Source organism: Candidatus Leptofilum sp. (assembly GCF_965223285.1).
Taxonomy (GTDB): domain Bacteria; phylum Chloroflexota; class Anaerolineae; order Promineifilales; family Promineifilaceae; genus Leptofilum.
In genome coordinates this window covers 4307070-4320414 of record NZ_OZ244997.1, presented here as the reverse complement: position 1 = coordinate 4320414, position 13345 = coordinate 4307070, and the positions used below count along the sequence as shown (strand labels likewise).

Genomic DNA, 13345 nt, shown 5'->3' with positions numbered 1-13345 from the left:
ATGTCTGACTCACTTCTCACGCTCACCCAGCTTTCCCCCCACGTCTGGATTTTGCCCCGCCACCCGGATAAAAACCGCGTGCAGGCCACCATTGGTATGGTTCTGACAGAGAACCACACAATCTTGATTGATGCCGGTAACAGCTTGCAGCTAGCGAGGCAAATTCAGGCTGCGCTTTTGGCAATAGATGCGCCCCCGATTAGCCATGTTATCTACACCCATCACCATTGGGACCATACCTTTGGGGCGTGTGTGTATGGCGTACCTGCCATTGCCCACCAACTAAGCCTGCAATTTCTAACCGATATGCGCCAGCAAAATTTGGGCGAAACTCATCTACGCACTAAAGTGGAGCGAAATCCCAAATTGATTTTGGACTGGACGGCCGCAGATTGGGCGACATTTGAAATTATGTTGCCAGAAATCACCTATGAGGGCGAAGAACAGTACCATTTTGACAACGTGACCCTAGAACTACAGCACGTTGGCGGCGTTCATGCGGCCGATTCCACCGTTGTCAAAGTTGTGGAAGATGGTGTGATGTTCCTGGGCGACTGCTACTATCCGGCTCCCCGCTACGAAAACCCGACCGACCAAATGCTGGACATGGCGATGCTGTCTAACTTGCTGGACGAAAAATACGATCATTACATCGACGGCCACAACGCACCGATGCAGACGCGCCACGTGCGCCGCATTTTGCGCTCACAAGCGTTGCTGGCCCGCCTCAACGAATCTCGCCATTAACTCGCGTTTCGCAGCGTAGATTTCAATAATCTCGCATCTCTTGGGCAAGTCGCAGGCTATCAGCAAGACTTTTGAAATCTCTTTCTGGAAGTGTGTGGCATCAGTTCTTAATTTTTGTGTAAGGTCTGTTACAAATTGCTAAGGTATACTGGTGGCATGAAACGATTTTTGTGTCTCGTTACCATTCTAATTTTGCTGGCCGCCTGTACCCCAACCACAGAAACGGCCGAATCGCCTCCCCCCACACCCGAACCAGAAACGGCCGCATCCCCAGAAAACAGTGCACCCCCACCCGTCATTACGGTAGAAACGCCCCGCACAGACCCACCAACGACCGTACTTGATCCCACGGAAACAGCTACTTCTGCCCCAGAACCCACCGCTGAACCTGTTGCCGAGGCTGGTGTGGCAAGCGGCCGCACAGAAGAAGGTGCCTTCTTTTTAGGCGACCCTAACGCTCCCATCACCCACATCGACTACTCCGACTTCCTCTGAGGTAGCTGCCGTACCTACGTGCTAGGTACTGAGCCAGACATCATTGCCAATTATGTTGAAACCGGGCGCGTCAAGCTGGTATTTTGGCCAGTATTGAATCACGGCGACCCCAGCGTTTACTCTACCCTCGCCGCCGAATGTATGGGGCAGCAAGACCCAGATTTGTTTTGGGTAGCCCACCAATACCTTTTTGAAAACCAATCTGCGCTATGGGGGGCTGACCGGGATTATTACGTGAATACGGCCGTTGCCCTCGGTGCCGACCAAGCTACCTTTGAGGCATGCTACGATGGCCCCAAAGGACTCGAAACCGTGCTGGAGCTAGACAACATTCGCCGTCAGCGCAGCATCTTCAGTCAGCCCGTCTTCGACATTAACGGCGAGGTTTTTGTGGGGGCGCAACCTTACGAAAATTTTGCGGCCGTATTTGACGCAATGCCTTAGTTGGTACTAGCATAAAGACCAGAAACAGCCTCGAATTATCCAACTTGTTGCCTTCTCACTCTTGGTGTATTAGTATTCTAGTTATGTTGATAGGGAACGCAGAAGAAACCGCTTTCAAAATCCTGGTCGTTGATGACAACATTTCCATATTACGTGCTGTGGAAACTGCTTTGCAGCGTGAGGCGTATGTGGTACATACGGCCGTCTCCGGGGAAGAAGCCCTCTCCGTTATTTCCCGTGCGGGGTTGCCCCATTTAGCTATTATTGATTTGAACATGCCCGGCATGGACGGTTTTGAGCTATGTGAAGCCATCCACGAATTCTCCGATTTGCCCATCATCATGCTCACCGCCATTGATGATGAGGAAACCGTCGTTTTTGGCCTGGATCGCTATGCAGAAGATTACATCGTCAAGCCGTTTCGGGCAGCCGAACTGGTGGCACGGGTGCGCCGTGTGTTACGCCGCATGGGGGATTTTGCCTACACGCTGGAGCCAATCATCAAGGTGGATGACAATTTGCAGGTCGATTTTCCTAACCGCAAAGCGTTTGTGCGGGAACGGCCTGTGCAGCTGACCCCTACAGAAGCCAAACTGCTCTACATTCTCATGCGGAATGCAGGGCGCACCGTGACCAATGGTTTCTTACTGCGTCGCGTTTGGCCAATGGATGATGCGTTTGAAGATCGGCTGCACACACACATTTACCGTTTGCGCCGCAAAATTGAAGTTTCTCCCAAAAAGCCACATTACATTGTTTCTGACTGGGGCACAGGGTACAGCTTCCTGGCTCAGCCAGAAGCATAAATCTCTCCGTTTTTAACCAACCGCGGAAGGCTAAAGATGAAAATTACTCGGTTAGACCATGTGCAACTGGCCATGCCGCCCGGTGGCGAGGAACAAGCCAGAGCATTTTACGGCCGCATCCTCAATCTGCGTGAGCTAGAAAAACCAGAGCCGCTGCAAGCCAAAGGGGGCTGCTGGTTTGCTGGTGAGGGGCTAGAGCTACACTTGGGCGTTCAGGCTGACTTTGTACCGGCCACCAAAGCCCATCCTGGCTTGCGCGTAGCTGATCTTGAGGCAGTTCAGGCGCATTTGCAGGCTGCGGGCATCCCCATCGTTGCTGATACTTCTGGCGTGCGCGTGCGGCGATTTTATGTAAACGATCCCTTTGGCAATCGGCTGGAATTTATGCAAGAAGGAGACTCTTTCTAGTTCGCAGCCACCGTCATGAAAACACCCAAGCTACCCGTCCCCACCCCGATGCGAGGCATAGACACAGCGTTCACGAAGGATTCCGTTGCCCGCCGCTTACCCGAAATTTTGCAACGTGCTCTAACGGAAAATGAGTTGCCAAAAACGGCCGTTGCCCAACTCACCACCCTCCTTCAAAGCATCCCCAACGGCCGTATTCGCTATTTGCCAGAGCATTTAGCCCCGGAGCTAGATATTTGGCAAGCGAATATTCAACCATTCTTAGGGCAAACGTGGCTCGAAGCTCCCTGGCTTTTTGTAGAAACCTACTTTTTTCGATGGGTTGTTGCCGCTGTTGATCATTTTCGCAGCGGAATCGATCCCTTCGCCTACCAAAAGCGACAGGGTTTAATTGCCACCGATGCTCAAATTCAGGCATTGCTCCGCCAGGCAAATCAATACATCGTTAATGGCTGGCAGCCTGACCACTTCCGGCAGTTGCTGTTGGCTGACCTTTGGGGCAACCAGGCAGATATGAGCATGTGGTCTGTTGACGATGAGACCATGCCCAACCACGCCGCAGCCGATGATCAAACCGCCCATTTGTTAACCAATGACGCTACGGCCGTTTTGCAATTGCTACAAAAGCCGGTGAATCAGGTTGACTTCATTATTGACAATGCTGGCTTTGAACTGATTGGGGATTTATGCCTCACGGATTACTTGCTGGCGACAAAACAAGTTGGCACCGTTTTTTACCACCTCAAGCTATTCCCCACCTTTGTTTCTGACGCCACAGCCTTTGACGTAGAAAGTACCGTCGCTTACCTCAGTCACCATGAAGACCCGATTGTGCGAGCCACCGGCCAAAGACTCATCACCTATTTGGTAGACGGCCGTTTGCATCTGGTAACTGATCCATTCTGGACCTCACCCCACCCCTTGTGGCACCTGCCCGCCAATCTGCAAGACCAGCTTGCCAAAGCTAGCCTCGTCATCAGCAAAGGGGATGCCAACTACCGCCGCGCTTTGGGGGACGCCAACTGGCCCCACGCTACGCCGTTTGCAAACATCGTTAGCTACCTGCCCACGCCCACCCTCTTCCTGCGCACCTGTAAATCAGAGGTATTGGCAGGGTTAAGCGAAGCCCAGGCAACAGAAATGGCAAAAGTGGATGAGGACTGGTTGGTAAATGGCCGTTGGGGGGTTATCCAGCTGGCACACGCACAAAATTAGTCGGCAGACTCTCCCTCAGAATCCCAAAAGGAATCAGATATCTGCACCCGGTAGATGCCCTTAAAATCATCGGGCGGGGCAGGCTTGCCCTTGCGCAAAATTTGCACGTGGCCCGCTTCAGCTAACTGCTTCACCGCCAGCCGGATGCGTTTGGTAAGTGCCTGCCACTCTGGCTCGTACAGCGTCATGGCAATCTCTTCTGGGCGCACCGTCTCGTCTGGCCAGGCGGCAGCACACAGTTGAATGACGGTTTCAAAAACCGCTTCGTCACTAATGCGGAACTTTCTTGGTTTCGGCATGTAATAATCTCTATCTTTTCTTGAATGAATAATGGGGAAAACGGCCGTTAATTGCCAGCCAGCACCAGCTTACTTGCTTGCAGATACGTCGGATTTTTCGCCGCCATTGCCAAGATTTTCTTGGCCTCATTTTCCTGCCGGTTAGCCACATATAGCAGTCCCAGCATAAAGAATGCTGCGGGCAGCCTCAAACCACCTTTTATCGCCCGCTGGTAACAGCCAATGGCATCATCAATATGGCCCCGCGTTTCAAAATCCATTGCCTGGCCTAGCAGCGCATCTCGTTCCAGCTTACTCAAGCCGTTGACACCTTCTTCTGCCTCTTCCTCATCCCGAAACAGTTCAGCCGCCAGTTCTTCTTGCGCCAGGCGACGCGCTTTCTCAATGGGATCAGAAAGTTGTTCTTGCTCTGCTACAACCTGCTCATTGCGCTCCGCCTCAAAAATGGCAGCCATCTGGCGTACCGTCTCAGTTAAGCTATCTGCTTCTGCCTGTTCCTCCGCGGACAGCCCTGTGGCTGATTCAGGTTCCGGCTCTTCTGGCTCCTCAGGCTCAGCAAATGCCGACTCACCGTGACGAATAAGCTCAACGGCCGTTAACACATCCTCATTTCCAGGGTCCAACCGAAGTGCCGCCTGGCACATTTGCAACGCCTTCTTGTTTTCCCCACGCATCTGCAAAATGCGAGCAATGGCCAAATACTCACGCACCGCATCCCGCTTGCGATTCAACCGCTGGAAAACCATCGCCAACCGTTTATGAGACCCCAACAAGCTGGAATCAAGCCGAATCGACCGCTCCCAATTGCCAATCGCCTCTTCCAATTGGCGTTGCTTAAGCAAAATTTCGCCAATCGCCAAATAGGTTCTGGCTGCTTCCGCAAGTTGGCCTTGCCGCTCCTGAATATCCGCCACGCTGCGTAAATAGCGAATGTCACCCCGTGAATATCGCGCTGCCAGCTTAAAACAATCTAAAGCTCTATCGAGCTGCTTCAAACCCAGGCACGCTTCACCCAATCCAGCATATGCTGCCGCATCATTAGGAAACTCACCAATTGCCACACGGAACGCAGTAAATGCATCCTTCCAGCGCTCCGCCTTGTTATAAGCCAGCCCAACTTTTATTGCTTTCTGGTATTTTGCTCTATCTTTCGCCATGAAATTGCCATAAACATCTTTGCTTGCTGCCTACAAATAACAAATGATTAACTCAAGCATCTTTGAAGCGTATATCAGTGTGATTGGATACGCAAGCAGAATCTTAAAATTTGCACTGCAATCGGGCGCATTTTATGTCTACTTTTCCAATTATCCGCCCTAGTGAGTAAATCAACGTGCAAATTAGGCCAAAAGTACCACTTCATTGTGCCCGAATTTCACCCAGCCTTAATTACAATCTTAAGTGTAGACAGATATTATGTCATTGGGACTAAAGCAAACGCAATCTAGCAATTTTTTGCATTTCACTAAACCACTATGCTTAGTCACTCCAGGGAGCCATTGTTTTAATTGTATCGGTGAGGCATCAAGCCAGTTGATGCCAAATGTTACACAAGCGAGGTTAACGCTGCTATGGAATCCTTCTCCTTCTACCAATGGCTAAAAACACAGACTGAGCGCAAAGATGTCATCGGCGATTTTGCTTTCACAATGAGTCAATTCGATGAGCCAAAAGCAACTCGTAAGAAAGCAAATGGACATATGATTTGGGCCACCTGGTTGGTAGATAAAAATGCCTCTCCTGCTGTTATTGAAGCTTTCAATACCGCATGGAACGAATATCAAACCCTCAGTCAGCTATCCTGAATTTGGATTCATTTTTCCAGAAACACAATTAACAAAAACCTTAATTCACGCCGTAAGATAACGGTACTACTTTATAGATACTCTTCCTATTTTACTTCTTCCCCCTTAAACTGTGGCGTCATTTAAATAACCCGATTTAAGTGACGCCACCCTCCTTTCTTTTTAAACTCACTGCTGTTTTGGACGATATTGCAATGCTTCTGCCAAATGGGCCGGTTGAATAGCTGGTTCGGTGGCTAAATCAGCAATGGTGCGTGCCACTTTGAGCACACGATGGAAAGAGCGGGCACTCAAATTCATTTGAGCCATAGCACTTTTCATGAGCCGGTTGCCAGTTTCATCTAGCTGGCAAAGTTCGCGCACTTCGCTTGGCCCCATATCGGCATTGGCATATAGGGAACGCTCTTTGAACCGCTTTGCCTGGATTTGACGGGCGTGTTCGACTCTCGCCTGAATTTGGCTAGAAGGTTCGCCACGCTGCTGACTTGTCAGCTTCTCATATTCCACTCTGGGCACTTCAACATGCAAATCAATGCGATCCATCAAGGGGCCAGAGAGCCGCTTTTGGTACCGCGTAATCATGGCGTTGGAGCAAGAACACGCATGGGTAGGATCGCCAAAGTAGCCGCAGGGGCAGGGATTTTGGGCAGCCACCAGCATGAAGTTAGCTGGATACGTTACCGTGCCAGAAGCGCGAGAGATGGACACTTCACGGGGAATTCCTTCCAGTGGCTGGCGCAGCACTTCAATCAAGTTGGTGCCGAACTCGGGAAGTTCATCAAGAAATAAAACGCCTCTATGGCTTAAGCTAATCTCCCCAGGGCGCGGCCAGGCACCGCCGCCGACCAATCCGGCATAGCTAATGGTGTGGTGCGGAGCGCGAAACGGCCGATTTCGCATCAATGGTGTGTCTGGCGGCAACAACCCAGCGACGCTGTATATTTTTGTCACTTCCAATGCTTCATCCACCGACATGCGCGGTAAAATGCTAGGCATCGACTTGGCAAGCAGGGTCTTACCAGCCCCTGGTGGGCCAGACATGATCAGGTTGTGCGATCCAGCTGCTGCCACCTCCATTGCCCGTTTGACATGCTCCTGCCCCATAATATCGGCAAAATCGGCGGCATAGATTGGGTCCTGGCGAAATTCAGCCTCTATATCCACAGTGAAGGGCGTCAATGGCTTCAACCCGGTCAGGTGAGCAACCAGTTCACTTAGGTTGCGAACGGCAAATACTTCTACATCTGGCAACAGAGCTGCCTCCCCGGCATCATCAGCAGGGACAAAGACACGGCTGAACCCTTGCTCACGTGCCAGGGCGGTCATCGGCAGGATGCCTTTGGTATGGCGGGCGGTGCCGTCCAGCGACAGCTCACCCAGGAAGAGTGCCCCGGCGAGCTTTTCTGGCCAGATTTGCTGCGAGGCCGCCAATACGCCCACGGCGATGGGCAAATCGTAAGCGGGGCCTTCTTTGCGCAAATCGGCTGGGGCTAGATTAACGGTAATGCGCTTACCGGCCGGAAACGTAAACCCGCTGTTTTTGATGGCACTATGTACGCGATCTCGACTCTCGCGAACGGCCGCATCGGGCAATCCCACCAGGTTAAAGGCTGGCTGACCGCGAATAATATCCACTTCCACTTCGACAATTTCGGCTTCTAACCCAACAATGGCACAGCTAAATACTTTGGCCAGCATGGCACTTCCTTCTTTTGGGGTGATCAATTATGCAGGACTTACGCAATGAAGGCTACAAAAGTCTTGTTCTCTCTGAAATTTACATCATTAGACCCAAGACTTTTGTAGTCTAGTTAGGGCGAATGCGTAAGTCCTATGATGCAAAATTTGGGCTTCTGGTAGACAAATTATAGCAACTGTTGGCTCTGGGTGCGATTATCCGGTGCTGTAAAGTCATATTGCACCTACCCATTTTCCCGGTTGTCTGGATGACGGCCGTTCGCCACAATAACCCAACCGCGAAGTAAAGGAGGCTTTATGAGCAAGCAAAAGAATCCGGTTGAGGGCAAAGTCATTTACGTTCTCATTTTGGTCACGCTGGTGCAAACCATCTATCCACTTTCCATTAGCAACACGCTATTAGCACTCATTGGGTACCAGGTACTGTACATGAGTTTGATGGTGGCCGGGATTTTGGTGGTGCGGGAACGGCCGTTTTACACTTGGGTCCTTATCATCGCCGGGCTGGTGTGGTTAGTGGCTGGTGTGATCTATGCACTCAATCCGCTGGCAGAATGGGCCAACATCATCGTTTACATTGTGATTGCTATCTTTCAGGGATTGGTGGTGCGGGTGTTGCTGCACTACATCTTCACTACGCGGCGTGTCTCGCGGGATGTGCTGTACGCGGCCTGTGCCGTTTACCTGTTGCTAGGTGCCATTTTCGTGCCCATTTACGGCCTTATCGAGACGTTTACCTGGTTTCCAGAGCAAACAACCCACGCCTTTGTAGATGGCTTGAACAATTACGACGGCGTGCCAATTCCCTGGCAAACCTTTGTTTACTATAGCTATGCCACGCTCACCACGCTGGGCTACGGCGACATTTTGCCTGCAACTTTCTGGGCACGATCAGCGGCATCTGTAGAGGCTATCATTGGCGTGCTGTACATCACCATCATCATGGCCCGCCTGGTAGGATTGTACGCAGCACATGAGGTGGAGGAAGAGGTGGTTTCAGCATGACGGCTGTTCCCTTTTCCACTACAATTTGCCCATGTCTATGATTAACCACGCACTCAAAGGGAAGAAAGTTTTGGTCACAGGAGCCACTGGCTTTATTGGCGGCCGGCTGGCCGAGCGGTTGGCCAAGGAAGAAGGTGCTATTGTCACCGGTACCGGGCGCAATCTGGACGCTGCGCCACACGTGGCCGAGGCGGGCGTGACGCTAATGAAAGCAGATTTACTAGATGAAGACGCCATGCGTTCCGCGATGCAGAGGCAAGACGTGGTGTTTCATGTAGCCGCCTGGCTGGGGCGGCACGGCGGCGAGCAGCGCGCCTACGCGCTCAACGTGGCGGCGACCGCCTTAGCGGTACAGCTTGCCGCCGAAGCGGGTGTTAAGCGATTTGTGCAAACCAGCTCCATCGCTGCTTATGGCCATCCGCCCAAGGTGCTAGACGTGGATGAAGACCAGCCATTGGACACGGAGCAGGAGGTGATTTACGGCCGTACCAAAGCACTCGGCGAGATTCGAGCCTTTGAGTTAGGTAAGGAGTTAGGCATTGAGGTAACGGCCGTTCGCCCCGGCCTCGTTTATGGCCCCCGTGCCCAAAGCTGGACCATCAATATGCTCAAGTTGGTGTGCAAGGGAATGCCGGTCATTTTCGGTGATGGCAAGGGACATGCCTACCCGGTGTTTATTGATAATTTGGTGGATGGGATGTTGTTAACGGCCGTTCATCCCCAAGCCCCAGGTGAAGCATACAACCTGTGCGATCCGGTGGTGACATTTAACGAATGGTTTGGCTTTTACGGCCAGATGTGCAGCAAAAAACCGCGCCGCATTCCCTTCTGGGCGGCGCACATTTTGATTGTGATTAACCAACTGCTCAATCTCGGCCTGCCGCTCAATCGCCCCCGCCTGCGCATGTACGGCCTCAAGGCGGAATTCCCTGCTACCAAAGCAAAGGAGCAACTTGGTTTCGTCTCACGCATACCCATTGAGGAAGGCATGAAAATCACTGAAAATTGGCTACAGGATGAGGGATATTTGCAGTAATCAGTATGCTCTGGATTGTGCTTATTCTCACAACGGCCGTTCTCACCACCCTCCTCTATTGGTTACTCATCACCACAGAGGGTGTCTATTTGGGGCGGCGGGTGGTGGTGTGGCTGTACGACATCACCGCCCACAAATATGATGGCATCAAGGAGTTTGAGCCAGACACAGAACAATTTTTCCTGATACGGCCGTTGCTCGTTCGCCTGCGCCGCATCCCAAACCCGCTGGTGCTGGACGTAGCCACCGGCACCGGGCGGCTGCCTCACTTTTTGCTAGAGGCGCCCACGTTTAACGGCCGTGTCGTGGGGCTGGATGCGTCGCGAAAAATGTTGGCGTTGGCAAATGAGAAGTTACGGCCGTTCGGCCAGCGCGCCACTTTAGTACAGCAAGTCGCCGACAAGCTCCCCTTTGCCAATGACCAGTTCGATTTGGTGACCTGCCTGGAGGCATTAGAGTTTTTTCCGTCGGATACGGCCGCTTTGCAAGAAATGGTCCGCGTGCTTAAACCAGGCGGCACGCTGCTCGTCACCCGGCGCAAGGGGCGCGAAGCCAAACTTTTTTTCGGCCGCTACCGCAACGTCCAACAGTTTGAGACTGCCCTTACCCAACTCGGCCTGGAAGAAGTACATACCAATCCCTGGCAGGTAGATTACGACCAGGTCTTTGGACGAAAACCAGTTTTCACTAATCAGTAGGTCACTGTTCAGTAGATTAGTAAACTGATTACCGATTACTGACAAACTGTCACAAACGGCCGTTTCCCGGTGTTTAACTGCACAGAAAGACAAAACCAACATGGCAAAAGGAACAGATGTGACCACCCTAACCGACAATCTGCTGCTCGAAAAAATTGGGCAAGGAGATGTGGCTTCATTCGAGACAATCTTTCACCAGCATTACGATCGTGTCTACGGGCTGCTGTTCCGACTGTTGGGCAACCGGGATGAAGCGGAAGATGTGACTCAGGAACTGTTCCTCAAGCTGCACGACCATGCTTTTAGCGGCCGTTTTTTACAGCGCAACCGGGAACACAACATCGGGGCCTGGCTGTACCGCACCGCCACCAACATGGGGTACAACGCCATCCGTGGGCGGCAGCGGTGCTGGCAGCGCAACATCCTGCTGGTGCCAGACTCGCAAGGCAGCCCCGGTGCAGACAAAGAAGTGGAGCAAAAAGAGCGGGAAACGGCCGTGCGCCAAACCCTGGCCCAACTGCCAGAGCGCGACACCCAGCTCCTGCTCATGCGGCAGATGGGCTTTAGCTACGCCGAATGTGCCACAGCCGTTGGCGTTGCCCCCGGTTCAGTAGGCACCCTGCTGGCCCGCGCCGCTGCGGCTTTCAAAAAAGCGTATGAAGAAGCAGACGGTAATCCGTAAATAGTTAACGGTAATCGGTAAAAAACTGATTACGGATTACGGATAACCGATTACCGAACAGGTGATGAGATGAACGAAGACAAACAACTACAAGAGGTTATGGAGCAGCTTTCGGTTTTAGAACCAAAGGCAGTCGATGCACCCCGCCCGGCGCGGCTGGCGTATGCCCGGTTGCAAACCCGGCTGCACGCAGAAACCGCGCCCAAACGCCCCGGCTGGCTGGCTCAGTTGGGGCAATGGCTGTTTGGCCCCCAGCGACGATTGGCAACGGCCGTTTCCCTGGCCATCACCCTGCTCATCATCAGCTTTAGCTTCCCCAGCGTGCGCGCTGCCGCCAGCGATTTACTCAGCCTGTTCCGCGTGCAGAAATTTGCCGCCATCTCCGTCTCGCCAGAGCAGCTCGCCATTTTGCAGCAAGTAGCCGAGCAAGGCATCATGCCCGGCGAGCTGATCATTGATCAGGAACCGGGCGCGCTCACCCCTGCCGATTCTGTGGCGGAAGCGGCAAGTTTGACGGGATTAACGGCCGTTTCTACCCTGCCTACGCTTGGCGAACCAACTGAAATTTTTGTTTCCTCTGGCGGCAGTGGCCAATTTATTATTGATGAAGCCAACAGCCGCCAACTGCTGGAAATAGCCAATCTAGACCCCAATTTACTGCCGCTTGGCATCGACGGGGCGCGAATCACCGTCGCCACTTTTAGCGGCGTGGAGCAACGCTGGGCAAATGGCACCACCCTGCTACAAACCGATAGCCCCATTGTGCAATACCCAGAGTCGCTAGATGCGGCCGTTCTAGGCGAAGCATTGCTACAGTTGCTGGGCCTAAATCCACTAGAGGCCAACCGCCTGGCCCAGCAAATTGATTGGACCAGTACGCTACTGCTGCCCATCCCCAGCAGCCTGGCCACCTTCCAGGAGGTAAACGTCAACGGGGTAAGCGGCATTGGCCTCAATAGCATCGATGGACAGGTAAATGCGCTGGTCTGGCAAACGGACGGCCGTCTCTACCTGCTAGCCGGGGTACAAACCACAGCCGAACTGGCAGAGTTGGCTAACACAATAGACAGATGACAGACCTCGCCATTAACGCCACCGGCCTGCGCAAACAGTTTGGTGAAAAAACGGCCGTCGCCAATCTCACGCTCCAGGTAAAACGTGGGGAAATTTTTGGCTTTCTGGGGCCAAATGGAGCTGGCAAAACCACCTCGGTCAAGATGCTGCTGGGCCTCACCGCCCCTACGGCTGGCAATGCCACACTGTTGGGCCAGCCGCTGGGCGACCGGCTGACGCGCGGCAAAATCGGCTTCCTCCCTGAACATTTTCGCTTTCATGAATGGCTAAAAGCGGCCGAATTTTTGGATTTGCACGGCCGTTTACACCAAATGCCCAAGCAAATCCGCCAACAAACCATCCCTGAACTGCTGAAACTAGTTGGTTTGCACGACCGCGCCCAGACGCCGCTGCGAGCCTTCTCCAAAGGGATGTTGCAGCGCATTGGGCTGGCGCAGGCGTTGCTCAACGAGCCAGAACTAATCTTTTTGGATGAGCCGACCTCTGGGCTAGACCCGTTGGGGCGGCGGCTAGTGCGGGATGTGATTAACCAGCTACGGCAGCGCGGTACGGCCGTTTTTCTCAACTCGCACCTGCTCAGCGAAGTGGAACAAACCTGCGACCGCGTCACCTTTATTCGCCAGGGGAAAGTACTGGAAACCGTGTCGCTGCATGAAATGGAAACAGCCGTTCCGGTCATTATTCGCCTGGGGCAGCCCAACAACCAACTGCTGGTCGATTTGGCTCAGTTTGGTGAACAAGCACGGTGGGGGAATGGAGACGGCCGTATCCACCTCACCCTCCCCAATGAAGAGAGGCTGCCCGCCCTGGCCAACTGGCTGGTTCAACAAGGCTACACGCTGTACGAGCTCACGCCCCAACCCATCACCCTGGAAGAACGCTTCCTGCAAATCGTCGGCGACCAATCAGAAGGATGAAATAGCCACAGAGAAT

15 protein-coding genes are annotated in these 13345 nt (G+C 52.9%); 12 read left to right on the top strand and 3 right to left on the bottom strand.

The genetic code is table 11. The features are described 5' to 3' along the window. The 5 genes from ACOQPU_RS19430 (at position 1) to ACOQPU_RS19410 (ending at position 4115) form a co-directional block, all read left to right on the top strand. Positions 1-747: an MBL fold metallo-hydrolase gene (locus tag ACOQPU_RS19430; protein WP_420641494.1), complete on the top strand. Its 747-nt coding sequence runs from the start codon at positions 1-3 to the stop codon at positions 745-747. Between the two features lie 156 nt (positions 748-903). Beyond that, positions 904-1686 carry an Rcas_1661 family thioredoxin-like (seleno)lipoprotein gene (locus tag ACOQPU_RS19425; RefSeq protein ID WP_420641493.1) on the top strand — a complete coding sequence of 261 codons (783 nt, stop codon included), beginning with the start codon at positions 904-906 and terminating at the stop codon, positions 1684-1686. A gap of 83 nt (positions 1687-1769) precedes the next feature. Beyond that, complete coding sequence (locus ACOQPU_RS19420; protein WP_420641492.1) at positions 1770-2492, top strand: response regulator transcription factor; 723 nt, start codon at positions 1770-1772, stop codon at positions 2490-2492. 36 nt (positions 2493-2528) lie between these two features. Continuing rightward, positions 2529-2900: a VOC family protein gene (locus tag ACOQPU_RS19415; protein WP_420641491.1), complete on the top strand. Its 372-nt coding sequence runs from the start codon at positions 2529-2531 to the stop codon at positions 2898-2900. A 15-nt stretch (positions 2901-2915) separates the two neighbouring features. Continuing rightward, the gene (locus tag ACOQPU_RS19410) at positions 2916-4115 is read left to right on the top strand and encodes a damage-control phosphatase ARMT1 family protein (protein ID WP_420641490.1); all 1200 of its coding nucleotides are present in this window, start codon (positions 2916-2918) and stop codon (positions 4113-4115) included. On the opposite strand, the gene ACOQPU_RS19405 is transcribed toward ACOQPU_RS19410, so the two are convergent. Both ACOQPU_RS19405 and ACOQPU_RS19400 read right to left on the bottom strand, forming a co-directional pair. Further along, positions 4112-4414: a DUF3253 domain-containing protein gene (locus tag ACOQPU_RS19405; RefSeq protein WP_420641489.1), complete on the bottom strand. Its 303-nt coding sequence runs from the start codon at positions 4412-4414 to the stop codon at positions 4112-4114. The genes ACOQPU_RS19410 and ACOQPU_RS19405 overlap by 4 nt on opposite strands. A 47-nt stretch (positions 4415-4461) precedes the next feature. Further along, positions 4462-5571 (bottom strand): tetratricopeptide repeat protein, encoded by a 1110-nt coding sequence (locus tag ACOQPU_RS19400; protein ID WP_420641488.1) that lies wholly within the window; start codon positions 5569-5571, stop codon positions 4462-4464. Positions 5572-5985: 414 nt separating this feature from the next. Here ACOQPU_RS19400 and ACOQPU_RS19395 point away from each other — a divergent pair, with 414 nt between their 5' ends. Further along, positions 5986-6219, top strand: coding sequence for a YozE family protein (locus ACOQPU_RS19395; RefSeq protein WP_420641487.1), 234 nt, complete (start codon positions 5986-5988; stop codon positions 6217-6219). 168 nt (positions 6220-6387) lie between these two features. On the opposite strand, the gene ACOQPU_RS19390 is transcribed toward ACOQPU_RS19395, so the two are convergent. Next, on the bottom strand, positions 6388-7917 hold the full coding sequence (locus ACOQPU_RS19390; protein ID WP_420641486.1) for a YifB family Mg chelatase-like AAA ATPase: 1530 nt from the start codon (positions 7915-7917) through the stop codon (positions 6388-6390). 297 nt (positions 7918-8214) lie between these two features. Here ACOQPU_RS19390 and ACOQPU_RS19385 point away from each other — a divergent pair, with 297 nt between their 5' ends. From ACOQPU_RS19385 to ACOQPU_RS19360, 6 genes are all read left to right on the top strand, one after another. Further along, positions 8215-8922, top strand: coding sequence for an ion channel (locus tag ACOQPU_RS19385; protein WP_420641485.1), 708 nt, complete (start codon positions 8215-8217; stop codon positions 8920-8922). Between the two features lie 31 nt (positions 8923-8953). After that, the gene (locus tag ACOQPU_RS19380; RefSeq protein WP_420641484.1) at positions 8954-9958 is read left to right on the top strand and encodes an NAD-dependent epimerase/dehydratase family protein; all 1005 of its coding nucleotides are present in this window, start codon (positions 8954-8956) and stop codon (positions 9956-9958) included. A 5-nt stretch (positions 9959-9963) separates the two neighbouring features. Continuing rightward, entirely contained in the window at positions 9964-10656 is a 693-nt protein-coding gene (locus ACOQPU_RS19375) for a class I SAM-dependent methyltransferase (protein ID WP_420641483.1), read from the top strand. A gap of 100 nt (positions 10657-10756) precedes the next feature. Then, the gene (locus ACOQPU_RS19370; protein ID WP_420641482.1) at positions 10757-11338 is read left to right on the top strand and encodes an RNA polymerase sigma factor; all 582 of its coding nucleotides are present in this window, start codon (positions 10757-10759) and stop codon (positions 11336-11338) included. A gap of 69 nt (positions 11339-11407) precedes the next feature. Further along, positions 11408-12412, top strand: a complete 1005-nt coding sequence (locus tag ACOQPU_RS19365; protein ID WP_420641481.1) for a hypothetical protein — start codon at positions 11408-11410, stop codon at positions 12410-12412. Further along, entirely contained in the window at positions 12409-13329 is a 921-nt protein-coding gene (locus ACOQPU_RS19360; protein WP_420641480.1) for an ABC transporter ATP-binding protein, read from the top strand. Before ACOQPU_RS19365 ends, ACOQPU_RS19360 begins: the two co-directional genes overlap by 4 nt. Positions 13330-13345: the final 16 nt, after the last annotated feature.